31 protein-coding genes are annotated in these 25,128 nt (G+C 61.3%); 23 read left to right on the plus strand and 8 right to left on the minus strand.

The genetic code is table 11. The annotated features are described in order from the left end of the window. Positions 1-47 precede the first annotated feature (47 nt). Positions 48-1,280 carry an MFS transporter gene (locus ACLGGT_RS08465; protein ID WP_008281395.1) on the plus strand — a complete coding sequence of 411 codons (1,233 nt, stop codon included), beginning with the start codon at positions 48-50 and terminating at the stop codon, positions 1,278-1,280. On the opposite strand, the gene ACLGGT_RS08470 is transcribed toward ACLGGT_RS08465, so the two are convergent. The 5 genes from ACLGGT_RS08470 to ACLGGT_RS08490 are packed head-to-tail and all read right to left on the minus strand — an operon-like array spanning position 1,277 to position 5,672. Further along, complete coding sequence (locus ACLGGT_RS08470) at positions 1,277-2,200, minus strand: alpha/beta fold hydrolase (protein WP_219435623.1); 924 nt, start codon at positions 2,198-2,200, stop codon at positions 1,277-1,279. The genes ACLGGT_RS08465 and ACLGGT_RS08470 overlap by 4 nt on opposite strands. Beyond that, positions 2,197-3,114, minus strand: a complete 918-nt coding sequence (locus ACLGGT_RS08475) for an ornithine cyclodeaminase family protein (RefSeq protein WP_437195695.1) — start codon at positions 3,112-3,114, stop codon at positions 2,197-2,199. Before ACLGGT_RS08475 ends, ACLGGT_RS08470 begins: the two co-directional genes overlap by 4 nt. 15 nt (positions 3,115-3,129) lie before the next feature. Beyond that, positions 3,130-4,101 (minus strand): DMT family transporter, encoded by a 972-nt coding sequence (locus tag ACLGGT_RS08480; protein ID WP_008281398.1) that lies wholly within the window; start codon positions 4,099-4,101, stop codon positions 3,130-3,132. Between the two features lie 10 nt (positions 4,102-4,111). Then, entirely contained in the window at positions 4,112-4,564 is a 453-nt protein-coding gene (locus ACLGGT_RS08485) for a YaiI/YqxD family protein (RefSeq protein WP_008281399.1), read from the minus strand. Positions 4,565-4,586: 22 nt separating this feature from the next. Further along, positions 4,587-5,672 carry a CaiB/BaiF CoA transferase family protein gene (locus tag ACLGGT_RS08490; protein ID WP_437195698.1) on the minus strand — a complete coding sequence of 362 codons (1,086 nt, stop codon included), beginning with the start codon at positions 5,670-5,672 and terminating at the stop codon, positions 4,587-4,589. A 147-nt stretch (positions 5,673-5,819) separates the two neighbouring features. Here ACLGGT_RS08490 and ACLGGT_RS08495 point away from each other — a divergent pair, with 147 nt between their 5' ends. Then, the gene (locus ACLGGT_RS08495; protein WP_008281401.1) at positions 5,820-6,323 is read left to right on the plus strand and encodes a CoxG family protein; all 504 of its coding nucleotides are present in this window, start codon (positions 5,820-5,822) and stop codon (positions 6,321-6,323) included. Positions 6,324-6,329: 6 nt separating this feature from the next. Here the strand turns inward: ACLGGT_RS08495 and ACLGGT_RS08500 are convergent, their stop codons facing one another. Continuing rightward, entirely contained in the window at positions 6,330-7,046 is a 717-nt protein-coding gene (locus ACLGGT_RS08500; RefSeq protein WP_437195700.1) for an SGNH/GDSL hydrolase family protein, read from the minus strand. Between the two features lie 200 nt (positions 7,047-7,246). On the opposite strand from ACLGGT_RS08500, the gene ACLGGT_RS08505 reads away from it, so the two are divergent. The 14 genes from ACLGGT_RS08505 to ACLGGT_RS08570 all read left to right on the plus strand — a co-directional run bounded on the left by ACLGGT_RS08505 (position 7,247) and on the right by ACLGGT_RS08570 (position 18,512). After that, positions 7,247-8,176, plus strand: coding sequence for an ABC transporter ATP-binding protein (locus ACLGGT_RS08505; protein ID WP_081507077.1), 930 nt, complete (start codon positions 7,247-7,249; stop codon positions 8,174-8,176). Then, positions 8,173-8,934 (plus strand): ABC transporter permease, encoded by a 762-nt coding sequence (locus ACLGGT_RS08510; protein ID WP_081507076.1) that lies wholly within the window; start codon positions 8,173-8,175, stop codon positions 8,932-8,934. Before ACLGGT_RS08505 ends, ACLGGT_RS08510 begins: the two co-directional genes overlap by 4 nt. Positions 8,935-9,043: 109 nt before the next feature. Then, positions 9,044-9,841, plus strand: a complete 798-nt coding sequence (locus ACLGGT_RS08515; RefSeq protein ID WP_199861228.1) for a S49 family peptidase — start codon at positions 9,044-9,046, stop codon at positions 9,839-9,841. Then, positions 9,822-10,013: a hypothetical protein gene (locus ACLGGT_RS08520; protein WP_008281406.1), complete on the plus strand. Its 192-nt coding sequence runs from the start codon at positions 9,822-9,824 to the stop codon at positions 10,011-10,013. Before ACLGGT_RS08515 ends, ACLGGT_RS08520 begins: the two co-directional genes overlap by 20 nt. Continuing rightward, positions 10,010-10,975, plus strand: coding sequence for a calcium/sodium antiporter (locus tag ACLGGT_RS08525; RefSeq protein WP_199861229.1), 966 nt, complete (start codon positions 10,010-10,012; stop codon positions 10,973-10,975). Before ACLGGT_RS08520 ends, ACLGGT_RS08525 begins: the two co-directional genes overlap by 4 nt. A 13-nt stretch (positions 10,976-10,988) precedes the next feature. Then, the gene (locus ACLGGT_RS08530; RefSeq protein ID WP_081507074.1) at positions 10,989-11,768 is read left to right on the plus strand and encodes an SDR family oxidoreductase; all 780 of its coding nucleotides are present in this window, start codon (positions 10,989-10,991) and stop codon (positions 11,766-11,768) included. A 296-nt stretch (positions 11,769-12,064) separates the two neighbouring features. Continuing rightward, complete coding sequence (gene uvrC, locus ACLGGT_RS08535) at positions 12,065-13,933, plus strand: excinuclease ABC subunit UvrC (RefSeq protein ID WP_437195704.1); 1,869 nt, start codon at positions 12,065-12,067, stop codon at positions 13,931-13,933. 75 nt (positions 13,934-14,008) lie between these two features. Next, a complete protein-coding gene (locus tag ACLGGT_RS08540; RefSeq protein ID WP_437195706.1) occupies positions 14,009-14,665 on the plus strand; it encodes a TetR/AcrR family transcriptional regulator in 657 nt (218 codons plus the stop codon). Further along, positions 14,662-15,966 (plus strand): phenylacetate--CoA ligase family protein, encoded by a 1,305-nt coding sequence (locus tag ACLGGT_RS08545; RefSeq protein WP_008281411.1) that lies wholly within the window; start codon positions 14,662-14,664, stop codon positions 15,964-15,966. The genes ACLGGT_RS08540 and ACLGGT_RS08545 overlap by 4 nt, the downstream gene beginning before the upstream one ends. Further along, positions 15,963-16,724 (plus strand): enoyl-CoA hydratase/isomerase family protein, encoded by a 762-nt coding sequence (locus ACLGGT_RS08550; RefSeq protein ID WP_437195708.1) that lies wholly within the window; start codon positions 15,963-15,965, stop codon positions 16,722-16,724. The genes ACLGGT_RS08545 and ACLGGT_RS08550 overlap by 4 nt, the downstream gene beginning before the upstream one ends. 49 nt (positions 16,725-16,773) lie before the next feature. Beyond that, on the plus strand, positions 16,774-17,439 hold the full coding sequence (gene pgsA, locus ACLGGT_RS08555) for a CDP-diacylglycerol--glycerol-3-phosphate 3-phosphatidyltransferase (RefSeq protein ID WP_008281413.1): 666 nt from the start codon (positions 16,774-16,776) through the stop codon (positions 17,437-17,439). After that, positions 17,436-17,684 carry a molybdopterin converting factor subunit 1 gene (gene moaD, locus ACLGGT_RS08560; protein WP_422003265.1) on the plus strand — a complete coding sequence of 83 codons (249 nt, stop codon included), beginning with the start codon at positions 17,436-17,438 and terminating at the stop codon, positions 17,682-17,684. The genes pgsA and moaD overlap by 4 nt, the downstream gene beginning before the upstream one ends. 3 nt (positions 17,685-17,687) lie before the next feature. Further along, entirely contained in the window at positions 17,688-18,131 is a 444-nt protein-coding gene (locus ACLGGT_RS08565; protein ID WP_008281415.1) for a molybdenum cofactor biosynthesis protein MoaE, read from the plus strand. An 84-nt stretch (positions 18,132-18,215) separates the two neighbouring features. Further along, the gene (locus ACLGGT_RS08570; RefSeq protein ID WP_437195711.1) at positions 18,216-18,512 is read left to right on the plus strand and encodes an SCP2 sterol-binding domain-containing protein; all 297 of its coding nucleotides are present in this window, start codon (positions 18,216-18,218) and stop codon (positions 18,510-18,512) included. Positions 18,513-18,592: 80 nt separating this feature from the next. Here ACLGGT_RS08570 and ACLGGT_RS08575 read toward each other — a convergent pair whose 3' ends face one another. Continuing rightward, on the minus strand, positions 18,593-19,096 hold the full coding sequence (locus ACLGGT_RS08575) for a hypothetical protein (protein WP_008281417.1): 504 nt from the start codon (positions 19,094-19,096) through the stop codon (positions 18,593-18,595). A 214-nt stretch (positions 19,097-19,310) separates the two neighbouring features. Here ACLGGT_RS08575 and ACLGGT_RS08580 point away from each other — a divergent pair, with 214 nt between their 5' ends. From ACLGGT_RS08580 to ACLGGT_RS08590, 3 genes are all read left to right on the plus strand, one after another. Further along, positions 19,311-20,306 (plus strand): asparaginase, encoded by a 996-nt coding sequence (locus ACLGGT_RS08580; protein ID WP_437195713.1) that lies wholly within the window; start codon positions 19,311-19,313, stop codon positions 20,304-20,306. A gap of 269 nt (positions 20,307-20,575) precedes the next feature. Continuing rightward, positions 20,576-20,827 carry a hypothetical protein gene (locus tag ACLGGT_RS08585; RefSeq protein WP_008281419.1) on the plus strand — a complete coding sequence of 84 codons (252 nt, stop codon included), beginning with the start codon at positions 20,576-20,578 and terminating at the stop codon, positions 20,825-20,827. A gap of 153 nt (positions 20,828-20,980) precedes the next feature. After that, on the plus strand, positions 20,981-21,691 hold the full coding sequence (locus ACLGGT_RS08590; protein WP_437195715.1) for a GNAT family N-acetyltransferase: 711 nt from the start codon (positions 20,981-20,983) through the stop codon (positions 21,689-21,691). A 3-nt stretch (positions 21,692-21,694) separates the two neighbouring features. On the opposite strand, the gene ACLGGT_RS08595 is transcribed toward ACLGGT_RS08590, so the two are convergent. Further along, positions 21,695-22,594, minus strand: a complete 900-nt coding sequence (locus ACLGGT_RS08595) for a DMT family transporter (protein WP_008281421.1) — start codon at positions 22,592-22,594, stop codon at positions 21,695-21,697. A 107-nt stretch (positions 22,595-22,701) separates the two neighbouring features. Between ACLGGT_RS08595 and ACLGGT_RS08600 the strand changes: the two genes are divergently transcribed. The 4 genes from ACLGGT_RS08600 to ACLGGT_RS08615 are packed head-to-tail and all read left to right on the plus strand — an operon-like array spanning position 22,702 to position 25,069. Next, positions 22,702-23,472, plus strand: a complete 771-nt coding sequence (locus ACLGGT_RS08600) for an aldolase/citrate lyase family protein (RefSeq protein WP_437195716.1) — start codon at positions 22,702-22,704, stop codon at positions 23,470-23,472. Beyond that, the gene (locus tag ACLGGT_RS08605) at positions 23,465-24,397 is read left to right on the plus strand and encodes a glucokinase (protein WP_437195717.1); all 933 of its coding nucleotides are present in this window, start codon (positions 23,465-23,467) and stop codon (positions 24,395-24,397) included. Before ACLGGT_RS08600 ends, ACLGGT_RS08605 begins: the two co-directional genes overlap by 8 nt. Positions 24,398-24,443: 46 nt before the next feature. Beyond that, a complete protein-coding gene (locus tag ACLGGT_RS08610) occupies positions 24,444-24,692 on the plus strand; it encodes a hypothetical protein (RefSeq protein WP_008281424.1) in 249 nt (82 codons plus the stop codon). Then, positions 24,689-25,069: a type II toxin-antitoxin system death-on-curing family toxin gene (locus ACLGGT_RS08615; protein WP_437195718.1), complete on the plus strand. Its 381-nt coding sequence runs from the start codon at positions 24,689-24,691 to the stop codon at positions 25,067-25,069. Before ACLGGT_RS08610 ends, ACLGGT_RS08615 begins: the two co-directional genes overlap by 4 nt. Positions 25,070-25,128: the final 59 nt, after the last annotated feature.

A 25,128-nucleotide genomic window follows, 5' to 3' on the forward strand; every position in this document is an offset into this window, starting at 1 on the left:
GCCTCTTACGATTAGCCTAGAGTGCCGGGATAGCGCGCGAGGATCCAATGCCGAAATCCGCCCCCCTGATTACCCCCGTTCTTGTGGCGGGTTGCACCATTATTCTGATTTCCTTTGCGATCCGCGCCTCGTTTGGCGTGTTTCAGATTCCGATTGCGACCGAGTTCAATTGGCCCCGCGCCGAGTTTTCGCTGGCCATCGCGATCCAGAATCTTGCGTGGGGCTTTGGCCAGCCGATTTTTGGCGCGCTGGCCGAAAAGATCGGCGACCAAAAGGCGATCATTCTGGGCGCGCTGACCTATGCGGCGGGTTTGGTGCTGTCGTCCTTTGCTGTCACGCCAGAGGCGCATCAACTCTATGAGATTCTCGTGGGTTTTGGCATCGCGGGCACCGGATTTGGCGTGATCCTCGCCGTGGTCGGGCGGGCAAGTTCGGACGAGAACCGCTCGATGAGCCTCGCCATTGCCACTGCTGCGGGATCGGCGGGGCAGGTGTTTGGCGCGCCTCTGGCAGAATTCATGCTCTCGCTGATGACATGGCAGAGCGTGTTCCTGATCTTTGCCGCCGTGATCATCGCGGTGCTGGCGATGCTGCCGCTGATGCGCGCGCCCGCCCCGGTGGACCGCACGGTGATCGAGGAATCGATGGGCACGATCCTGCGCCGCGCCTTTCGCGATCCGTCCTATACGCTGATCTTCCTCGGTTTTTTCAGTTGCGGTTATCAACTGGCCTTTGTCACCGCGCATTTCCCGGCCTTTGTCACCGAGATGTGTGGCCCTATCCTTCCCGGTGGGGCGCTGCATAATATTGGCATCACCACCACCTCTGCGCTGGGCGCTGTGGCGATTTCGATCATCGGTCTGGCCAATATCGCGGGCACGCTGACGGCAGGATGGCTGGGCAAGCGCTATTCCAAGAAGAACCTGCTGGCGGGTATCTATCTGGGCCGGACGCTGATTGCAGCGGCGTTCATCATGACGCCAATTACGCCTGCGACGGTATTGCTTTTTTCGGTCTCGATGGGGGCGCTGTGGTTGGCGACCGTGCCTCTGACATCCGGTCTCGTCGCGCATCTCTATGGGTTGCGCTACATGGGGACACTCTATGGGATCGTGTTCTTTTCCCACCAGCTTGGCAGCTTTATGGGCGTCTGGCTGGGTGGCAAGATGTATGATCTTTACGGGAATTATACGATGGTCTGGTGGATTGGTGTGGGTGTCGGCGCCTTCTCGGCCATCGTCCACCTGCCGATCAAGGAGCGGCGGTTGCAGGCAGCTTAATCGCGCATCAGATCACGCAGCGCGGTCAACACCGCGTCGCTGTGGGTATAGGTCAGGCCATGGCCCGCGCCCTCGATCACCTCTTGGCGGGCGTTTCGGTTGACCTCGGCCAGTCGCGCCATGCTGCGCAGCGGGATAACGGTATCTTCGCGCCCCCAGATCGCCAGCACGGGCAGGCGGCTTTCGGCGATATCCGCATGCTCTTCGGTCAGATCCTCTGAGACCATCCCACTGATGGAACGGGCGACCGCAGGCACAAAGCCGCGAGTGCGCAGTTGGGCCTGTTGCAGATCGACGATGCCCGGCACGCTGGAGGGCAGATGCCGCTCTGCTTCGCAGCCTTTGCGAAAGCTGCGCGGGAATCCGGCAAGCATCAGCCATTGCGCAAACCAGCCGCCGCGCGCCACCCGTTCTGCCAGCGGTCCCAGATCATGCCCAAAGCCCGCAGGCGCAATCAAAATGAGCGCGCGCAGGCGCTCGGGATGCAGGGCGGCAAAGGCCGTGGCAATCGCGCCGCCCATGGAATAGCCCAGAAGCGTAAAATCGCCTGTAATGCCCTGATCCTCGAGCAATTCCTCAAGCTGGTTGATGAAAAAGGCGCTGTCCTGCGGGCCATCTGGCCTATCGCTATAGCCGCGCCCATAAAGGTCATAGACCAGCACGCGGTAGCCAAGTTTGCCCAATCCCGCCGCGATGCCCTGCCAGACAAAAGAGGGCGTGGTCAGACCATGCACACAAACCGCCACCGGCCCGCGCGTGGCCCCCAGCCAGCGATAATGCGTGATCCCACGTGAGAGATGGGCAAAGTCGCCGGGGGCATGTTTGCGGAGCCTGTCATTCATTACAGGCTTCATCGCTTCGCGCAGAAACGGGGCGGCGATGAGCAGCCCCACTAGGATCAAAAGGCCAAGCCAGATCATGCCGCCGCCCTCCAGGCGTCGAGAATATAGCGGCTTGTCATCAGGTCGAGATGCGCGCCGCCACCGTTTTTGAACAAGGTGATATCTTTGGGCGATTGTCGCCGGAAGCGTTCAGGCTGGTAGAAATCTGCAATCAGGTGATCCCGGGTGATCGCCCCGGTGTCCAGTGGCGCCTTGATCTCGCCGATATGATCCACTGTGGTGTCGAAACTATCGACAAACACCCGCGCCCGGGCGATGGCGGCATCATCCGCTTCGCGCATATCGGGGCGATAGGCCCCGATCAGGTCAATGTGCTGACCGGGGCGCAGCCAGCCCCCCTTGATCAGCGGATCGCTGGACATGGTGGCAGAGGTGACGATATCCGCCGCGCGCACCGCTGTTTCCAGATCCTCGGCTACGCTCATCCCCTCACACTCTGCCGCCATCGCCTCGGCATTGGCGCAGGTGCGGTTCCAGATGCTGAACCGCGCCTGCGGAAAGACCGCGCGATAGGCCTGCCAAAGCGAGCGGCCCACGGTGCCCGCGCCGACAATCAGGATGGTTTCGCTATCGGGCCGCGCCAGCCGGGTGGCAGCATAGAGGCTATCACCGGCGGTTTTCCACTTGGTCACAAGGTGGAAATCAACCAGCGCCTCGAGCGTGCCATCGCTATCGGAATAAAGATTGACCGCCCCGTTAATCATGGGCTCGCCCCGCTCTGGATTGCCCGGAAAGATCGTGGCGGATTTCACCGCGAGCCCCATGCCGTCAATCCATGCCGCGCGATTGAGAAGTGTATCGCGGCCCCGGTAGAGCAGCGTATCGGCAATCTCGGCCTTGGGCAGGCGGTGCCCCGCCTCGAACGCAGCACAGAGACCGAGCCAGTCCAGATGCGCCTCGCCTTGGGCAAAAGGAATGATCGTCAGGCTCATGCGTCTCTCCTGTGTTTAGCGGCGATAGGTTGGCGCTTTGGCGGCCAGCGTCGCATCCTTGACCGACTCGCGCCACAAGAGATAGAGCCCAGAGCCCACAATCAGGGCAATTCCGATCCAAGCGGTCGCATCGGGCCAGGTGCCAAACACCGTCACCCCCCACATGATCGCCATCGGCATGGCGACATATTCAAAGGGCGCGGCAAAGGCGGCCTCGGACAGCCGGTAGGCCTGAGAGATGAAGAGGCCCCCCAACATGCCGGATATGCCAAGCATGATCAGGATCGGCCAATCCCCCGGCGCGGGCCAAACCCAAGCGCGGAACAGGAATTCAAGCGAGGGATGCCCCATCCCGGCAAAGCGCCCGTCGCCAAAGCTGAGGCCGATGATCGTGCTGGCGATGATAAAGGTAAGCTGGATGTAGAAGGCCATGGTTGGCGCGCTCTCGGTGCCGCCGATCTTGCGCGCGAGGATATGCATGACGGCGTAGAGAAACGCCGCCGCAATGGGCAAAAGCGAGGCCAGTTGAAACGCCGCTGTGCCCGGCTTGACGATCACCAAAACGCCCAGAAACCCCACGGCAATGGCCGCCCATCGCCGGGTGCCGACGCTCTCGCGCAGGAACAGCACCGAGAACACGGTGATCACCAGCGGTGAGACAAAGAACACCGCCACGGCATCGGCAATCGGCATTGCCGCCAGACCCAGAAAGAGACAGGTATTGGCGCTGACCACGCAGAGGCCGCGCAAAAGGTGCATTTTCGGGCGGCGCGTGCGTATAAGGGCCAGACCGCCCGCAAAAGGCATGACAAAGGCCACAAACGCCGCCATGCCCACCAGTGCCCGGATGAACACTACCTGATGCAGGGCATAGCTATCCGAGAGAAACTTGATCCCCACATCGTTGAGCGAAAAACACAGCACCGCCGCCAGCGCATAGCCAGCGCCGATCAGGTTGGAACGCTGAATGGTTGCGGCGGTGGTCATGGGACGTCCTTTAGATGTTACGGGCCGCAGCCCGCACCGCCCGTTCCAGAGCGTCCAGAAAACGCGAGCGGTCGGCCTTTGTAAACCCTTTGCCGCCGCCTTGGCGAAAGGGGTCTGCGGCGCGCAGGTCGGCCATGAGGTCGCGCGTGGCGAGCACGTTGCCGATGTTGGCCCCCGTCAGCGCCTCGCCGTTGTGTTTGAGCACCAGCGCGCCCGCTGCCACGCATTTCGCGGCCAAGGGGATATCCCCGGTAATGACTACATCGCCCGGCCCCGCGCGCTCGGCGATCCACATATCGGCCACGTCGGGGCCGTCGGGCACAATCACCATCTCGACAAGCGGATTGCGCGATGGGCGCAGACCGCCGTTCGAGACCACAAAGATCCGCAGCCCGTGCCGCGTGCCGACACGCTCGACCTCGTCCTTGACTGGGCAGGCATCAGCATCGACGTAAATGGGCATAGGGTGGTCCTTTTGCCTAGGGTCAGAGGGGCGCATCAAGCCAAGCGCGAATTTCGGCGCTGTGCTCTCCGCGTGTGGGTGGTGGGGCGACGCTGTGGCGTTGACCGTCAAACCGGGGGGCGGGGGCGGGGCTAAGGCCGCCGCCACCCTCCTGCCAGACGCCACGCGCTGCCATATGCGGATCTTGTGCGGCCTGATCGGGGCGCAAAACCGGCGCGACGCAGGCATCCGACCCGGCAAAGACCTCGGCCCAATGTGCCAGCGGCTGCGCGGCAAAGAGGGCAGCCAATCTGGCCCCCTGTTCGGGCCATTGCGCGCGGTCGTGCTGCGCCGCAAGATGAGGATCGTCCGACAGGCCAAGGCGGGAAAGGAACGCGGCGTAGAACTGTGGCTCAAGGCATTGCACCGTGAGCCAGCCGCCGCAGGCGCAGGCGTAGACGCGGCTCCAATGTGGGCCATCAAGCAGGCTTTGACCGCGCGTCATGCTGAGGTTGCCGGTGGGCATCATCGACATCAAAAGCGCCATCATATGCGCCGAGCCATCGACAATGGCCGCATCCACCACGGTGCCCTGTCCGGTGCGCGCGGCGCGGATCAGACCCGCCAGCATCCCGGCCAAAAGATAAAGCGCGCCGCCGCCCACATCGCCTACAAGGGTAGCGGGCGTCTGCGGCGGCGTGCCGGGCGCGCCCGCATACCAGAGCGCGCCGGAGGTGGCGATATAGTTGAGATCATGCCCCGCCTCATAGGCGCGCGGCCCGTCCTGCCCCCAGCCGGTCATGCGCCCATAGACAAGGCGCGGGTTGGCGGCCTGCATCGTCTCTGGCCCCAGACCCAGCCGCTCCATCACGCCGGGGCGAAATCCCTCGATCAGCGCATCCGCGCGTTCAATCAGGGCGCGGGCAATGGCGGTATCCGCTGTGGTTTTAAGATCCAGCACGATGGACCGCTTGCCACGGTCGAGCAAGTTCTTGGCGCCCGCCACGGGATTGCCTGCACCGGGGCGGTGGATCACGATCACCTCTGCGCCCATTTCGGCCAGCATCATCGCGGCAAAGGGCGCGGGCCCCAGCCCTTCGAATTCCACCACGCGCAGACCTGACAGCATCTTTGCCCCAATCTTGTTTGGGCGCAGGGTAAGGGCAGGCGCGCGCGAAGGCCAGATGCCTCGCGCCGCTCCGACTTTCTGCTCTCTTGGCGCGGCATTGGGGCTGCGCTAGGGTAGGGGTGTGGGGGAACGGGAGGGACCGAGCAGATGCAGATGAGTGACGCGCGCGACATCAAGGCGGATCGGGCGACGGTCTGGGCGGCCCTGCTTAGCCCCGAGGTGCTCAAGGAATGTGTGCCCGGCGCGCAGGAGGTGACGGGCACGCCCGAAGAGGGGTTCGAGGCGACCGTTGTGCAAAAGGTCGGGCCGGTGAAGGCGACGTTCAAGGGCATGGTCAAAGTGTCGAACATCGTGGAGTTGGAAAGTCTGACCCTGACCGGCGAGGGCAAAGGCGGGGCCGCAGGCTATGCCAAGGGCGGGGCCAATGTGCGACTGGAAGACAGTGAAACCGGCACGCGGCTGAGCTATGATGTCGAGGCGAGCGTCGGCGGCAAGCTGGCGCAGCTGGGAAGCCGGTTGGTGGACGGTTTTGCCAAAAAGATGGCGGATCAGTTCTTTACCCGCCTCGAAGAAGTGCTGGAAGGTCCGTCAGAGGACGATCCTGAACCCGAGGCGGAAAAGAAAGGCTGGCTTAAACGGTTGATCAGCTAGGTTGCATCACTCTGTCAGAAGTCGATTGCGGGATACGGTGCCGGGGTCATTTCCGGCGATGACATCCGCAATACGTTGGCCGATCATGCGGCTGGCCTTGAACGAGGGGTGAATGAGGTCGATCCCGTGATAGGTTCGGTCGCCATGCGGCACCATGTCTGCAAGGGGCAGAAAATGCACCCCCCGGTCAAGCCCCGCCAAGAGCGCCACGCGACGATCCATCTCGGCCCCTTCATCGGTGCAATGTTCCACAGGTGATGTGATGCCCGGCGTGCGCAGATAACCGACATAGATCACCTGCGCCCCGCTTTGACGGAGGCGCGAGACAAAGCCGGGGATCGCGCCGCGTCGCCCATCCCGGGAAATCAGGCGATCGAGCTTGCCCCCACAGCGCATGCAGCCGCAGCCAAGCCAGAGATCATTGCCGCCGCCATTCAGCACGGCCCAATCCCAATCGCCCTGCCGATATTGCTTGGTGATGTTCAGGCCAAGCGCGCCGGTGATCGGCAGGCGGTATAGAAACCGCGCTCCGGCAACCGACATATCGGTGACGCGCACGCCCAATTCCCGTTCCACCGACGAGGAAACAGAGCGCCCAGTCAGCTTGTGCATCGCCAAAAGCGAATCACCCATGACCAGAATGCGCGGTTCTGCCTGCGCTTGGCTGACCCCCGTCATCAGCGTACACGCCAGCAGAACAAGCCTGAATATATGCTTGATCATCCCGTTCCCCTTGCCGTCGTCAGGCCCGCCACCCCGTGTGGTCGGTACTCTAGCATCATGCAGGCAAACTATGAACAAACTCACAAAAACAGACTGTTCTTTGATCGGCGACACCGCGCATCGACGCACAGGGACCTATGCCGGGATGCGCGTTGCGTTAGGGTGTCGATGGATTAGGTTCCGCACAAAGGGGAATATCTATGACAGCTATCGTAACGGTCGAGGGTCTAAGCAAGACCTATAAGGGCGGCTTTGTCGCGCTCAACGCGGTGACACTCAGCATAGAAGAGGGCGAAATCCTTGCGCTGCTTGGTCCCAATGGGGCGGGCAAGACGACACTGATTTCGACACTCTGCGGCATTACCACGCCGACGGGTGGGCGGGCTTCGGTCGGGGGGCATGACATTGTGACCGGCTATCGTGCCGCGCGGGCGATGATCGGCCTTGTGCCACAGGAAATTGCGTTGGAACCCTTCGAAAAGGTCATCAACACCGTGCGCTTTTCAAGGGGGCTATTCGGGCGGTCGCCGGATGAGGCGCTGATAGAGCGTATTTTGCGACAACTCTCGCTTTGGGATAAGCGCAACAACCGGATTCGCGAGCTTTCGGGTGGGATGAAGCGCCGGGTTCTGATCGCCAAGGCGCTCTGTCACGAGCCGCGTGTTCTGTTTCTCGACGAGCCGACGGCGGGCGTCGATGTGGAGTTGCGCCGGGATATGTGGGAGGTGGTGCGCGGGTTGAAAGAAAGCGGCGTGACCATCATCCTGACCACGCATTATCTGGAAGAGGCCGAGGCCATGGCCGACCGGATCGCGGTCATCAACAAGGGAGAAATCCTGTTGATCGAGGACAAGGCCGCGCTGATGCGTCGGATGGGGCGCAAATCCTTGCGGATTGATCTGGTGTCGCCGCTTGAGCACGTGCCAGAGGCTCTCTCTGGCTATGATCTGGAACAGGCCCCGGATGGTCAGGCGTTGATCTATCATTATGACACACGCGGCGAGGGCACCGGCATCACCCGGCTTTTGCAGGCCTTGGCTGCCGAGGGGCTGTCGGTGCGAGACATCGAAACACGCCAGAGCAGTCTCGAAGAGATTTTCGTGGGCCTTGTGCGGGAGGACGCAGCATGAACCTGCACGCTATTCGCGCCATTTACATCTACGAGATGAAGCGGTTTTTCCGCACCATCCTTGAGAGTCTGCTGTCGCCGGTCATTTCGACCACGCTCTATTTCGTGGTCTTTGGTGCCGCCATTGGTGGGCGGATCCAAGAGGTGGAGGGTGTGAGCTATGCCGCCTTTATCGTGCCCGGCCTGATCATGCTCAGCGTGATGACGCAGGCAATTTCCAACGCCTCTTTCGGGATCTATTTCCCGAAATTCATCGGCACGATCTTTGAATTGCTCTCGGCTCCGGTCAATTTCCTAGAAATCGTGCTGGGTTACGTTGGCGCGGCGGCGACCAAGGCGTTGATGATCGGCTCGGTGATCCTGATCACGGCCAGCCTGTTTGTTGATCTCGATATTCAGCATCCTTGGATCATGGTGCTGTTTTTGGTGATGATCTGTCTGTCCTTTGCCCTTTTTGGCTTCATCATCGGCATTTGGGCCGAGAATTTTCAGCAATTGCAATTGATCCCGCTGTTGGTGATCACGCCGCTCGTGTTTCTTGGGGGGGCGTTCTATTCCATCTCGATGTTGCCGCCGGCGTGGCAGGTGGTGACGCTGTTCAACCCGGTTGTTTACCTCATCTCAGGGTTTCGCTGGGCGTTTTTCGGGGTGGCGGATGTGGGGATCGGATACAGTCTTTTGGCGGTTGCTGTGTTCTTTGGCCTCTGCCTTGCGGCGGTTTGGATGATCTTCAAGACCGGATACCGCATCAAATCATGACCCTCTCGCGTGATCTTTTTCGCGCGAGAACAGGGGAAACGCCGGGGAAGGGCGATCAGATGCACGGGCTGCCTTGTTTGTCATGCCCTCGCACTCTACATCGGGCGGCATGAGACATATGATCCCCTTCCTCAACCGCAGGCCCACCGTCGCGGTCATCCGCCTTGCGGGGATGATCGGCGGGGGTCCGCGCGCGGCCCTGAGTGACGAAGCCATCGGGCCGGTGATCGAAAAAGCATTTGCGCGCGGCAAGCCGGTGGCGGTGGCGCTGGTCATCAATTCTCCCGGTGGATCGCCGGTACAATCCTCGCTTATCGCGGCCCGTATCCGCCGGCTGGCGGAGGAAAAGAAAATCCCCGTGCATGCCTTTGTCGAGGATGTGGCGGCCTCGGGTGGCTATTGGCTGGCGGTTGCGGCGGATGACATCTGGGTCGATGCCTCTTCGGTGCTGGGCTCTATCGGGGTGATCTCGGCGGGCTTTGGCGCGAACGAGTTTCTGGCGCGGCAGGGGATTGAGCGACGCATTTATACGGCAGGCAAGTCCAAAAGCACGCTGGATCCGTTCATGCCCGAAAAGCCCGAGGATGTGACCCGCCTCAAGAGCATTCTGGAAGACATTCATGCCGCCTTTATCACCCATGTGAAATCCCGGCGCGGTGCGCGGTTGCGCGACGATCCAGATTTGTTCACGGGGGAATTCTGGCTGGGGTCGCGCAGCGTCGAATTGGGGCTGGCGGATGGCATCGCGCATCTGCTGCCGAAGCTCAAGGAACTTTACGGCGACAAGGTGCAGCTTGCCCGCTATGGCCGCAAACGCGGGATATTTCCGCGATTTGGGGCGGCTATCGCCGAAGACGCGCTGAGCGTCGTCGAAGAACGGGCCAGCCTTGCCCGGTTCGGCCTCTGATTTGTTGGTCAAGGTCGTCATATTCTTTCTTGTGGCGATGGGGGTCCTCGCCATGTTTGGCCGTCTCCGGTTTCCGGGGCAAAAGCGGCTCAGTCAGGCCAAATGCCAGAAATGCGGGCGCTACCGCATCGGCAAGGGGCCCTGTTCCTGCGAAAAGGGTAAATTGAAATGATGCCATGGCTCTTGTCGGCGCTGGGGCTGGTGATCCTGCTTCTGGCTGGGGATGCCTTGGTCAAAGGGGCTGTGAACCTAAGTTTGCGTGTGGGGATCCCGGCGCTGATCGTCAGCCTCACGGTGGTGGCCTTTGGCACCTCTGCACCGGAACTGCTGATCTCGGTCAATGCGATTTTGGATGACAAGCCGGGGCTGGCACTGGGCAATGTGGTGGGCTCGAATACCGCCAACATCCTCTTGGTGTTGGGTATTCCGGCTATTCTCGCGGTACTGCATACCAGCAGCTGCAGGTGCTCCAAATCGTATCTCCAGATGCTCGCCGCTTCGGTCCTGTTCATTCTGCTGGCCTTTCGCGGCACGTTTGACTGGATCTCGGGTCTGATCCTGCTTGCGGCTTTGGCGCTTATGCTGGCGGATGCATTTCGCGACACGATGGCGCATCGTCGCGAGGCGGCCATCACGGCCCTGTCCGAGGTGGATGGCATCGAGGATGTGGAAGGCGCAGACCCCAATATGCCGTGGTGGCAGATCATCACTTTCCTTGTGCTGGGCCTTGTGGGGCTACCGCTTGGTGCGGATATCCTTGTGGACAATGCCTCAATTCTCGCGCAGCGCTACGGCGTCAGCGAGGCGGTGATCGGCCTTACGCTGGTTGCGGTCGGCACCTCTTTGCCGGAACTCGCGACCACGGTGATGGCGGCATTGCGCAAACAGGCCGATGTGGCGCTGGGCAATGTCATTGGCTCCAACATGTTCAACCTGCTTGGCATCATCGGTGTTGCGGCGCTGGTTGGTGAAATTCCTGTTGATCCTCAATTCCTCAATTTCGATCTCTGGGTGATGCTGGGCACGTCCTTGCTGATCATTCCTTTCGTGTTCTTCAAGATCGACATCACGCGTGTGTGGGGCATCGCCTTGACCTCTGCTTATGTGGTCTATGTCTCGGTGATATTAATCTGAGGAGTAGCAGGGCATGACGCGGGCTTTGGTGACAGGCGCGGGTAAACGGCTGGGCCGGGCAATGGCGTTGGAGCTGGCACGGCAAGGGCATGATGTGGCCGTTCATTACGCCACCTCGCGCGAGGCAGCAGAATCCGTGGCCGATGAAATCCGCGCGTTGGGGCGAGAGGCGGTGACGCTTGAGGCGGACCTGCTGGACGAGGCGCAGGTGATACCGCTGGTGGCGCGCGCTGCCCAAGCACTGGGCGGTCCGCTGACCACGCTTATCAACAACGCCTCGATCTTTGACTATGACAACATCCAGACCGCCACGCGCCTGAGCTGGGATCGCCACATGGAAAGCAATCTGCGCGCGCCTTTCGTGCTGACGCAGCAGATGGCGGCGCAGGTGCCCGCACCGACCATGGACGACTATGACGAGCCGGTGGCGCAGGGGCTGGTGATCAATATGATTGACCAGCGCGTGCACAAGTTGACGCCCGAGTTCATGACATACACGATTGCCAAGATGGGTCTCTGGGCGCTGACCCGGACTGCGGCACAGGCGCTGGCCCCACGGGTGCGCGTCAATGCCATCGGACCGGGGCCGACATTGCAAGGGCATCGCCAGAGCGACAGCCATTTCCAGAACCAGCGCCGGGCGACCATTTTGCAACGTGGGGCCAATCCGCAGGATATCACAGCGGCGCTTGTCTACTTCCTGAATGCACCGGGTGTGACGGGCCAATTGCTCTGTGTGGATGGGGGCCAGCACCTGGGTTGGCAGACCCCTGATGTTCTGGGTGTGGAGTAAAACGCGCGTCCGACGAAAAAAGTTTTGCACTGGCCGTGGGTTCGTCACGCAAGCGTTACAAAATCGTTAGTGTTTTCAACATTTTGCCAAGGGCATATATTTTTGTTGATAGATATCAATGTGTTGGTAAACTGCCTAAAAATTAGGCATCTTAACGAACCCAGCCGAATCCAAGGAAAATTTCCACTTCCCGGAAACCTATCCGCAGAGTTATCCACAGAAACCGTGGACAGCTTCCCTCTTGCTCTCCGGGTCGGATCATTGCAGCACTCGGGGGGAATCATATCTGAGAGCCGATGACCGAAAACGCCCCCGAATCCCCACCCAAACCCGGCCATGATGTCATCCGGGACTATCTGCGCACGCTAGACGCGTCGCCGGGCGTCTACCGGATGCTCGATGCGCAGGCGAGGGTGCTTTATGTGGGCAAAGCGCGCAATCTGCGCGCGCGTGTGTCGAACTATGCCCGCCCCACCGGCCATACCGGGCGCATCGCGCGGATGATTTCAGAAACTGCGTCGATGATGTTTCTCACGACCGCGACCGAGACCGAGGCGCTGCTTTTGGAGCAGAACCTCATCAAACAGTTGAAGCCGCGCTACAACGTGCTGTTGCGCGACGACAAAAGCTTTCCCAACATCCTTGTCACCGGGCATGAGTTTCCGATGATCAAGAAACATCGCGGTGCCAAGCGTGAAAAGGGGGCTTATTACGGACCCTTCGCCAGTGCCGGTGCTGTCAACCGAACGCTGGCGCAGTTGCAGCGCGTGTTTCAGTTGCGCAATTGCACGGATGCCATGTTCGAGAGCCGGACGCGCCCCTGCTTGCAATATCAGATCAAGCGCTGCACCGCGCCCTGTGTGGGCAAGATTGATCGGGCAGAGTATGCAACGCAGGTCAGCGATGCAGAGCGTTATCTGTCGGGCCGCTCGACCGAGATTCAGGAAAAGCTGGCCGTGCAGATGGCCGAGGCCGCCGAGGCGATGGAATACGAGCGTGCTGCTGCCCTGCGGGATCGTATCAAGGCGATGACGCAGGTGCAGACCGCCCAAGGTATCAACCCCCGCACTGTGGACGAGGCCGATGTGATCGCGTTGCATCTGGAACAGGGCCAAGCCTGCGTGCAGGTGTTCTTTATTCGCGGCGGGCAGAACTGGGGCAATCAGGATTTCTATCCCCGTGTCGGTGTGGATGTTGAAGAGGCCGAGGCGCTCGAGGCCTTTATCGGTCAGTTCTATGACAGCAAGGAACCACCGCGCGCCTTGCTCTTGTCGCATCCGATTGAGAATGCCGATCTGATGCAGCAGGCGCTAAGCGACAAGCTGGGGCGCAAGGTGACGCTGAACGTGCCCCTGCGGGGGGAAAAGGCCGAGTTGGTCGACGCCGCGATGCGCAATGCCCGCGAAAGCCTTGCACGTAAAATGGCCGAGACAGCCACCACGGGCAAATTGCTGCGCGGCTTGGCCGAGGCGTTTGATCTGCCCGGCCCGCCGCAGCGGATCGAGGTTTATGACAACAGCCATATTCAGGGCACAGATGCCGTGGGCGCGATGATTGTCGCAGGCCCTGAGGGCATGATGAAAAACCACTATCGCAAGTTCAATATCCGGGGCGATGACATCACGCCGGGCGACGACTTCGGGATGATGAAAGAGGTGTTGACCCGCCGCTTCAAGCGGTTGCTGAAAGAAGACCCTGATCGCAGCCAAGGGCATTGGCCGGACCTGTTGTTGATCGACGGTGGGGCGGGGCAAGTCAGCGCCGTGGCCAGTATCATGCGCGAGATGGGGGTTGAGGATATCCCGATGGTCGGGGTCGCCAAAGGCGTGGACAGGGATGCCGGCAAGGAAGAGTTTCACCGCGTGGGCAAACATCCCATGGCGCTGCGCCATAACGATCCGGTGCTCTATTTCGTGCAGCGTCTGCGCGACGAGGCGCATCGTTTTGCCATCGGCACGCATCGCGCGAAACGCGCCAAGGCGGTGGGGGCCACGCCACTGGATGAGGTGCCGGGCATCGGGGCTGCGCGCAAACGTGCGCTTTTGGCCCATTTCGGCAGCGCCAAGGCCGTGAGCCGTGCCAATCTGGCCGATCTGCGTGCGGTCGAAGGGGTCTCAGACGCGATGGCTCAGAAGCTCTATGATTTTTTCCACGAACGCGGCTGAACGCTGTGCATCAGTCAGCTTGACAAAGCATACTCAAAAACTGAATATGAATTCATTTTCATTTTTGAGTCGCCCATGCCCGCGCCCACCGATCACACCAGCTATCCCGCGTTTCTCGCTGTGCAGGTTGAGGGCGAGGCAAAGGGTATCCGCACTGCGCAGGCGCTGCGTATCGCAGCATGCTCTCTTTTGGAAAGCGCGGCGCTTCAGGATCTGACCATCGGGGCCATCTGCAAAGAGGCGGGCGTCGCCAATGGCACCTTTTACCTCTACTTTCCCGATCAGGCGCATCTGCTCGACGATCTGCTGCAAGGCTTTGCCGCCTTTCTGCAAGCGGGCATGATCCGCGCCAGCCAGAGCAGCCCCGAGCGCAGCATGCGCCCCGCGACCGAGGCCTATGCCCGCCTATTCGAAGCCAATCGCGGGCTGATGAAATGCCTCATCCATCATCTTGATGCCTTTCCAGCGGCGCGTGCCGCGTTTCACCGGCTCAATCGGGAATGGATCGACACTGTTGTGGCCGCCACCCGCCGCAGGCTCGCCCGCGAGGGGCGGGGCACACTGAGCGAGGCCGAGTTGACCCGCCGGGCCTATGCCTTGGGTGGCATGACGGATCAGTATTTTTCCAGCCTCTATCTCTCGGGCGAGGCGGGGCTGGTCGATGTGTCTGCCGACCGGGCGGCGGTGATTGCCACGCTCACAACCATCTGGGAACGAGGATTGCAGCCATGAGCCTGCTTGACCAAGCCGAATTTGCCAGCCCTGACCGGCTGCGCGCGCATCAGGCCGCCGCTTGGGCGGTTCAAAGCGCCTATGTCGCGGCACAGTCGGAGTTTTACCGTGACCTATGGCAGGGGCGCACACCCCCTGCTGACCTGCGCGATCTGGCTGAATTGCCCCTGTCGGACAAGGCGCAATTGCGGATTTCGCAGGCGGAACATCAGCCGTTTGGCACCTATATGGCCGCCTCCCGGCGCGAGGCGGTGCGGTTGCACCGCACCTCTGGCACCACTGGGCAGGCGATGAATTTGGCCCTCTCAGCCCGCGATTGCGCGGTGACAGAGGCGGTGGGCGGGCGCTGTCAATCCGCCTCTGGCCTGACGCCCGACGATACCGTGGTGCATTGCCTGAACTATCAGATGTGGATGGGCGGGCTGACCGATCACATGACCTTGCAGGCGACGGGCGCGATGGTGGTGCCCTTTGGCGTTGGGTCAACAGAATTATTGGTACGCACCATTCAGGAGGTGGGGATCACCGCGATTTCCTGCACACCCTCTTATCCGTCAGTGCTGGAACGGGTGATCGCAGACAAGTTTCCGGGATTGAAACCGCGCGATCTGGGCCTGCGTTTGGGGCTCTTTGGCGGCGAGGCGGGGCTGGATGATCCGGCGTTTCGCGCACGCCTGCGGGATGTCTGGGGCATGGAGCCGCGCAATGCCAATTACGGCGTCTCGGATGTGTTCTGCAATTTCGCGGCGCAATGCGAACACGACACGCGCCTGCATTACATGGCGGCCGATGTGCTCTATCCCGAGCTGATAGACCCTGAGACGGGCGCATCGCTGCCGCTTGAGGCGGGGCAGACCGGGGAATTGGTGCTGACCCATCTGGCGCGCGATTGTCAGCCGCTCGTGCGGTTTCGCAGCGGCGACATCATCACCGTGGATGCAACCGATCCCTGCACCTGCGGGCGCAGCGGGTTCCGCTTTCGCGTGGTGGGGCGGTCGGATGATATGGTGGTGGTGCGCGGCCTCAATCTCTTTCCGACGATGGTCGCGGCAGTCATCAACGAGTTTGCGGCGCTCTCTGGCGACTACCGGATCATTCTCGATAGCCCGCCGCCTTATGATGCCCTGCCGGTCACGGTGGAACGGGCCAAGGGGCAGCCTGTGACAGATGGGCTGGCCGAAGAGGTTGCCACCGCGATCAAGACCAAGCTGGGCGCAACGGCGCGGGTGACAGTGGTGCCGCATGGCACCTTTCCCCTGACCGAGGGCAAGACAAAGCGTGTGCTGAGAGGCAACCAATGACCGATGTGACCTATGAAACCGTCTTGAGCGAGATCGTGGACGAGGGCGTGCGCTGTATCACGCTGAACCGGCCCGGCAGTCTGAATGCCATGAACCGCGCCCTGATCGACGATGTGGCGCGGGCGTTCGAGCGGGCGAATGCAGATGCACAAACCCGCGCGATCATTTTTACTGGGGCGGGTAAGGCGTTTTGCGCAGGCGACGACCGGCGCGAGCATGTGCATCCCTCCTCCGAGGAAGAGGCGCGTGATCTGGTGAAGGCGATCCAGCGTGCGACCGATGCCATCGTTCTGGGACACAAACCCGTGGTGGGCGCAATCAATGGATGGGCGGTGGGCGGCGGCTTTGAGTGGGCGATCAATTGCGACTTCCCGATTTGGGCCACATCGGCGCGGGGGTTCTTTCCAGAGGTGTCACTGAACCTCTTTGTCACCGGCGGGGTCAGTAGCCTGTTGCCTGCGCTTGTGGGGCTCAACAAAGCGCGCGAGATGCTGTTTTTCGGCGACCGTTACGGGGCGGCGGACCTGCACGCGATGGGGCTGGCGTGGAAATGCGTGCCCGACGCGGAACTGATGGACGAAGCCAAGGCAACTGCCCGCCGGTTGGCCGATCTGCCCCCCTTGGCTGTGCGTGCGATGAAGCGGGTTCTGAACGCCACTGCGATGACTGACCTGCGCCGCGCCATGGACCACGAGACCGAGGCCACGATTGCCGGGTTCATGGATCCTGAAACCACCCGGAGGCTGCGTGATTTCTAGCAATCAAGGGCGCTTTCCCTCGCGCCTGTGACAGGATAGAACAGAGGCCATGACGTGGACCTTGCCCAATATCCTGACCACGCTCCGCCTGCTGGCAGCCCCGGCAGTCGCGGTCATGTTCTTATATTTTACAAGACCTTATGCCGATTGGTTCGCGCTGATTCTGTTCGTCAGCGCGGCGATCACCGATTGGTTCGATGGGTATCTGGCGCGCAGCTGGAAACAAGTGACCAAGCTGGGCACGATGCTGGACCCGATTGCCGATAAGGCGATGGTGGTCATCGCCCTGATGGTGATCGTCGGCTATTCAAGCATGTCGCCCTGGTTGGTGCTGCCCGCCACGGTCATTCTGTTTCGAGAGGTGTTTGTCTCGGGCTTGCGCGAATTTCTGGGCGACACCGCAGGCACGCTCAAGGTCACGCAATTGGCCAAGTGGAAAACCACCGCGCAGATGGTGGCGATTGCCGTGCTGTTTGCCCAAGGTGTGTTCGAGCACTATTTTGGTATGTCGGTGTTCGGCATGGATGATCATCTGGTTTTGTCCATACTTGAGGGGCGCGAGGATGATTTGCACGGGTTGACGTGGAAATACACCGGCATGGTTTGGGCCGGCCACGTGGGCATCTGGCTTTTGTGGCTGGCGGCGGCGTTAACCCTGCTGACGGGGTTCGACTATTTCAACAAGTCGATCCCCTATCTGAAGGATGAGAGATGATGGATGTGCTCTATTTCGCCTGGGTGCGGGAACGGATCGGCCTTCCAAAGGAACGGATTGATACCACACCCGCCACGGTCATGGACTTGGTGAACCAACTGCGCGCGCGCGAAGAGCGGTATGAGGCTGCGTTTGCTGATCTGAACGCGCTGCGCGTGGCGGTGGATCAAGAGTTGAGCGATTTCGATGCGCCGCTGGCCGGTGCCCGAGAGGTGGCGTTCTTTCCGCCGATGACCGGGGGCTGAGCCATGGATATCCGGGTACAAGAGGCCGCGTTTGACCTTGGTGCCGAGGCAAATGCCTTTGTTGCGCGACAGTCCGGGATGGGCGCGGTTGTGACCTTTACCGGGATTGTGCGTGATCTCGATGGTGCGTCTCTTCGGGCGATGCAGATCGAACATTATCCTGGCATGACGCAAAAGGCGCTGGAAAAGATCGCGGAAGAGGCGCGCGAACGCTGGAGTCTTGGGGATGTTCTGGTCATCCACCGCTATGGCACCCTGCAGGCGGATGCGGTGATCATGATGGTCGCCACCGCCGCCCGGCACCGCGCCGATGCCTTTCACGCGGCGGAATTTCTGATGGATTTTCTAAAGTCGCGGGCGCCCTTCTGGAAGAAGGAAGTGACCGAGGCGGGGGCCGATTGGGTTGCCGCCAAAGATGCGGATGAGGATGCGCTGACGCGCTGGTAAATCATGTGACGCGCGGTTTTGCTTGCGCCCGGACGTGTTCCGGGGTGATCTATCGCGAACCCAATTCGCGACAGAGACCATCCCATGAGTGCCATCATCGACGACTATATCACCACGCTCACGCCCCGCGCCAAGGGCCATATCAGAGGCCTCGCCAAGCTTGTGATTACAGGCCACGGCAGCGTCATGCTCAGCGAGGCAGGCGCGCACGCCGGGGATGAACCGGCGGATGTGGTGCTAAGCGCAAGCGACGAGGTGTTTCGCAACATCCTGTCCGGCGCACAAAACCCGGTTATGGCTTATATGTCAGGCAAGCTGAAGGTTGAGGGCAACGTGCAACGCGCACTCAAAGTCAGTGCGATCCTGACGGCTCAGGGATAGCGCGACACTGTCACGAAAAGCGGCGGTGCCGATCTGGCCCGCCGCATTGAATTCATAGCGCCACAGGCACACGCACGCGGTTACTTGCAGCGTTTTTCGGCCTCTTCCACTGCCGCAGTATATCCCAGCAGAGAGAACGTATCCTTGGTCACTGTGCCACGCCCTGAGCGGGCGGTCAGAACCGCATCCGCGCCGCGTTTCATCGCTGCGAGAACTTGGGCGTCATCCTCGGTGCTTGCGGGCCAAGCCCATTCGCCTTCGGTGAACAACTCGAATTGTGTGCCGCCGATATTGAGGTTTACGGTCGAGCCCCCGGCAAACGGATAGCCACCGGTAAAGGTGATCTGGCCCTGCACGCCTGCACCCGGGCGGAAGAACGTCATCAACAGCACATCGCCGCGCCGCACCGCCACCACGCGCCCATCCTTGGTGTTGACAGATTCCGTGGGCGCAGAAACCGCCCAGCATTCGCGCGGATCACTGTCCTCGAACACGCTCCACGCCGTGCTGGTGGCCACCTGATTGGTGCTCGTGCTTTGCGCCTGTGCTGCGGGTGTGATCAGCATCGCCACCGCGATGGCCATACCGCCTGCAAATCTTGATATCATATGTCCAGCCTCCAAGCTGTCCTAAGCCTCAAATCCTTCGGTCGCCAGCTACCCTTTACGGGAATATTTTTATATGCGACCAGTTCTGTCTCGACATTGCAATATTAGCCTGAAACACGCGAGAAGTGAAAGACGCAATTGGCGGATTTCCGCATATCCCGCCTGTCCCCCGATCTGCCGGAGTATACCGATGACCAACGCTGTCCCCTTCACCGAAATCTGGCGCGGCCCCTCGCCTGAGAGCGTGCACCTTGGGCATGCGGTGATTTGCGACGCTGGGGGCGCGATTGTCGAGGCTTGGGGCAACCCTTCCGAGACGATCCTACCGCGTTCGTCGTGCAAGATGCTCCAAGCTTTGCCGCTGATCACCAGCGGGGCGGCGGATGCGCATGGGCTGACCTCGGAGCAACTGGCGCTCTCTTGCGCCTCTCATAATGGCGCGGCGATCCATACCGAGCGCGTCAATCGCTGGCTATCTGATCTGGGCCTGACGGATGATGACCTGCGCTGCGGTGCCCATGACCCGCAGGACAAGGCGGCGCATAAATCACTGCTGTGTTCCGGCACCTCGCCCTGTCAGGTGCATAACAACTGTTCCGGAAAACATGCGGGCTTTGTCACGCTCAACCGGCATCTGGGCGGCTCTGCCGACTACATTGATCCCAGTCACCCGGTGCAAAGGGCCGTGCTCGAGGCGTTCGAAGAGGCCACGGGGGAAACGTCGCCCTATTTCGGCATTGATGGGTGTTCCGCCCCCAATCACGCCAGTTCGCTGCATGGCATGGCCCGCGCGATGGCGTGGTTTGCGGGCGCGTCAGACAGCGGCGATGTGGCCGAGCGCGCCGCCGTTCGGCTTTGGCAGGCCATGGTTGCGCATCCTGAACTGGTGGCGGGTGAGGGGCGGGCCTGCACCGAACTCATGCGCGCCTGTTCCGAGCCTGTGGCGCTCAAGACAGGGGCGGAGGCGTTTTTCATTGCGATTCTGCCCCGGCGCAAGCTTGGTGTCGCGCTCAAGATCGTTGATGGGGGTACGCGCGGTGCGGAATGCGCGATTGCCTCAATCCTCGTGCGTCTCGGTGTGCTCGACCCAGAGCATCCTGCGGCGCGCAAATATCGCAACGCTCCCATCGTCAATTGGCGCGGCATCGAAACGGGCATGATCCGCCCGGCCGCAGCCCTCGCCTGACGCGACTCGGGCGTATCGGCGGCGCTCCTCTCATGCCTGAACCCGGCCCATATCGGCGCCGGGCTGCTCAATTCACCCCTGGCGATGCGCGGTCTCTCGCCCGCTGGCTGACACCGGCGTAGGTCCGCGTATCGGACCCCCGGCATCTGGCCGGTTTCCGCGCTTTTTGGCGCGAAATCAGCGCCCCCCGCGACAGGTGGATCAAGCCTGCGCATGCTCTGTCCATGGGAGCGCCTCTGCGCCCCTCAACCAGAGAAAGGACGACCCAAATGACCAAGGAATTCGGTGCCGCGACATTTGCACTCGCGCTGAGCCTGCCTGTGATGGCATTCGCGGGCGAGTTTTCCGCGATGGATGCGGATGGCGATGGCTATGTGACCATGTCCGAGTTTCAGCAGGTGATACCCGACGCCACCGCCGAGACCTTTACCACGGCAGATGCCAATTCCGATGGTGCACTGAGCGCCGAGGAAGTGGCCGCCGCCGTCGAAGCCGGTGTGCTGCCCGCATCGGACGGCTGATCCGGGTCTTAGACCTGTGCCATCACCAGCGACGGGGCGGAGGAGGATCTCCGCCCCGATTCGTGATCCTTCGGCCCATCTCTTGAACAACGCCTGCTCACCCCCATATCGGGCCAAACGACCATTTTTCGCCGCAGGCTTGGGGGGCGCGACGTGACTGATCGGACCAGAAAACCATTCCTGACGGAGCAGGCCCCTGCACCGTCGATGCAAAGCCGATGGGACGGCGTTCTGACACCCGAGCAAAAAGCGTGGTGTGATGCGCGCGACATCGCCCTTGCCTATGATCCGCTGCAAATTGGCTGGGTTATCGCCGACATAGACAGCACGTGCTTGCGGTCTACGCCTGCCACTCCATTGTCATGGAAGGTCAAAACGCCGGGCCTTTTGAATTTCCGGCGCTGGCAGCCGTCGGATGTGCCGGCCTATATGCGGCTTTTGTCCGACCCCGAAGTCTGGCAGCACATGTATGAGGCATGGCCCGGCACCCTGACACAGGCGCTGGCACGCGACCTGATCGACATCTCAGGTCTGAGCGATCATCACGATGTTCTGGCCGTCACACTTGATGCGCAGCCCATCGGGCAGATGCGGCTTGCCTTTGGCGCGGATGCCAGCAGCAGCGATACCGCCGAAATCAGCTATTGGCTGGGCCGTGACTATTGGGGCCGCGGTCTTGGGCGGGATCTGGTGCACCGCGCCACACGGCGTGCATTTGCGGATCATGCCTGGCTTTATCGTCTGGTTGCCTTTGTTCATCCCGACAATGTGGCATCGGCAAGATGTCTGCGCGCGGCCGGCTATCACGACCGGGGCCACCGCGATGACGGGTGGCAGTGTTTCGTGATCTATCGCGACACCTGAGGATCAGACCGGCGGGCCGGTGCGGGGCTGTGGCCTGTTGCGCAAGCGCCGGTTATGCGCCAGCGCCCACAGGTTTGACGCAAAGAGCGCGCCAATCACCACGACACCCCCGAGGATGGCCCAAGGCCCCGGGTCTTCGCCGATCACCGCCCAGACGAGCAGCGGTGCCAACACGGATTCGAGCAGGATGAGCAGCGCCACCTCTGCCGAGGCCAGATAGCGCGGGCCCAGCGTGAGCAGGCAGGTTGAGACGCTGATAAACGCCCCATGTGCCAGAATAAGGGGCCAGTTGGCGTGCCAGACGGTCATGGGCTGTGCCGCAGGCCAGATCGCGAGCGACGCCCCGAGAAAGGCCAGCGGAATAGCCGGGATCATCGACACCGCGCGCAACTGCCGCGCCGTGGTCATCGCCCCGGCAAAGCTGGCCGACACGCCAAGCGCGATCAGATCGCCATGCCAATGCGCGCCATGCGTCTCGCCCGAGCCCCAAGCGATCACGCCAAGCCCCGCAAACACCCCTGCCATGGTCAATACCATGCGTTTGCTGATGGACTCGCCCAGAAAAATCCGGCTGAAAATCGCAGCAAAGACCGGCATGGAGGCAAGGATAAAGACCACATTGGCGACGCTGGTCAGGCTTACGGCAAAGACAAAGCCGGGGGCGGTGATGGCAATCAGAAAGGTATAAAGCAAACCATGCTTGCCGGTTTTCGCAACCTCGCGGATGCCCCGAAACCCTTGAAACAGCAGCACGCCCGTCAGGATGACGGACCCCGCCGTGATGCCACGCCAAAAGGCGATGCTGGCGGCGTCGCCGTCGATCAGCCGCACAAAGAGCGAATCCGGCACGACGAACAGCACGCCGAGCGCGGTGATGATCAGACCTTTGAGATGCGTATTCATTGGGCAATCTCTGGGGGGAATGTCGGGCAAAGTAAACCCCGTCTTGGCTCTCGCCAAAGCGCGCGGGCGCGGTCTATGCTGCGCCGGACAGCCAGAGGAGTGCCGCGATGCCCGCCCCCGAAAACCGTTTCAAATCCGCCCTGTTGCGCGGTGAGCGTCTGATTGGATGCTGGGCTGGTTTTGCCGATCCTTACGCGACAGAGGTTCTCGCGAGTGCCGGGTTTGACTGGCTGGTGATCGACGGGGAACATGCGCCCAACGATTTACGCTCTATCTCGGCGCAACTGGCGATGCTGGCGGGGCGGCAAAGCCTGCCGGTGGTTCGACTGCCGATGGGTGAAGCATGGGCAATCAAGCAGGTGCTCGACGCAGGCGCGCAGAGCCTGATCATTCCGATGGTCGAGAGTGCGGATCAGGCCCGCGACCTTGTGCGCGCCACCCGCTATCCGCCAGACGGTATTCGCGGATCGGGCGCGGCGCTGGCGCGGGCGTCAGATTTCTCTCGGATCAAGGATTACATCCCCACAGCCAACGCCCAGATATGTCTGATCGTGCAGGTCGAGAGTATGGCCGGTATAGACGCGCTCGGGGAAATTCTGGCGGTCGAGGGCGTGGACGGCGTCTTTATCGGCCCCTCTGATCTGGCGGTCGATATGGGGTATGTGGGCGATAGCCACGCGCCTGAGGTGCAAGAGGTCATTCGCGGAGCCTTGGCCTTGATCGCGGCGTCAGACAAGGCGGCGGGGATTCTGGCGCTCGACCCCGACACAGCGCAGCGCTATGCCGATTGGGGCGCGCAGTTTCTGGCGGTGGGCATTGACGTGGTGATGCTGGCACAGGCAGCACGGGCGACCGTGGCGCGCTGGCGCGATGCGTGAGAGCCTCGTCGCCGATGTCGGGGCAAGCCATACAAGGGTGGCGCTGACAGCAGGCTCGGCGCTCAAACCGGGCAGCGTGCAGCGCTTTGAAAACGCAGCGTTTGCCGGGCTCTTGCCGATCTTGACGGCGTATCTTGCAGAGCACGGCACGCACCCGCGCGCAATCTGTGCCGGTGTGGCGGGGCCGGTGCGGGCGGGCACGGCGCAACTGACCAATCTCGATTGGTTCATCGACGGGGCCGAGATGGCCCATGCCACAGGCGCAACCGAGGTGCATCTGATCAATGACCTTCAGGCGCAGGGCTATGCGCTTGATGATCTTGACCCCGCATGGATCATGCCTGTGTTTGCAGGGCATCCTGATCCTAACGGCCCGCGCATGGTGCTGGGTCTGGGCACGGGCAGCAATATCGCGGTGGTGCACCGGGTTGGTGCCGACCTTTTGGTGCCGCCCGCCGAGGCCGGTCATTCCGGTTTGCCGCATCTGGGCGATGCGGCCAACGCGGTGATCGCGGCCTTGGGCGCAGAAGTAGCGCATAAACCCTATGAGGCGCTCTTGTCTGGCTCTGGGCTTGTGCGCCTGCACCGTCTGCGCATTGGCGTGACCCTTACCGCCCCGGACATCCTGACCAACGCATCACAGGGTCAGGGAGCATGCGCTGAGACACTCGCTTTGTTTCTGGAAATTCTGGGCGCTGTCATGGGCAATCTGGCACTCACCCATATGGCGACAGGAGGCGTGTTCCTGATCGGCGGACTGGCCCGCGCTATGGCGCCGCTGCTCAATAGGCCAGAGTTTCGTCAGATGTTTGTCGCCAAGGGCCCGTATCGACCCATTATGGAAGCCACGCCGATCCATCTGATCTCCGAGGATACCGCCGCACTCATTGGCTGCGCGCGCTACTTGCGGCAGAGGTTGAAATAATGGGCGTTTGAGTGTATATTTGAATATACATTCAAAGGATCACCCCATGAAGCGCCTGCATACCAATCAGATCTGCACCATCACCGAATTGCGCGAACCGCAAAAGGTGCTCGACGCGGCAGGTGGCAAGCCGGTGGCAATCATGAAGAACTCCAAATGCATCGGGTATCTGGTGCCCGAAGAGGCCACGCTGCAACAAGAGCCGCGTTATGCAACGATGGACGAGGTGATGGCCGCAGTTGAGGCAACGCATGCACAGGCACAGCCCGTGCTCGACTACCTTAAAGACAAATGAGCTTCTTGCTCTTGAGTGTGGAGCAGGTCGAGACACTCCATGATCTTGTTTTGAACCCCGGCGAATTACCCGGCAGGGCGTTGGATAAATCGCTGTCAGGGGCCTTGGCGCGCGTCGATAACCGGCTGGCTTATGGTATGATAGAGGATGTGTTCGATCTTGCCGCTGCCTATGCAGAGGCGATTGCGCAGGGACATTGCTTCAACGATGCCAACAAGCGCACAGCTTATCGGGTGATGATCGTCTGTCTCCGCCTGAATGGCATGACAATGACACATGACACCGAAGACGTCGGCCAGCGGATCATCCGCCTTGCGCAGCGCCTGGATGATGCCGGGGAAATGGCAGATTGGTTGCGCGCGCAGGCTGGCGCATAGGCCGCAGCCACTTCCCCCGCCGCGCCCGCTCTGCCATACTGTCGCCCAACCCAAAAAAC

Origin of the sequence: Roseovarius sp. MS2, assembly GCF_051447875.1 — a bacterium.
Taxonomy (GTDB): domain Bacteria; phylum Pseudomonadota; class Alphaproteobacteria; order Rhodobacterales; family Rhodobacteraceae; genus Roseovarius; species Roseovarius mucosus_A.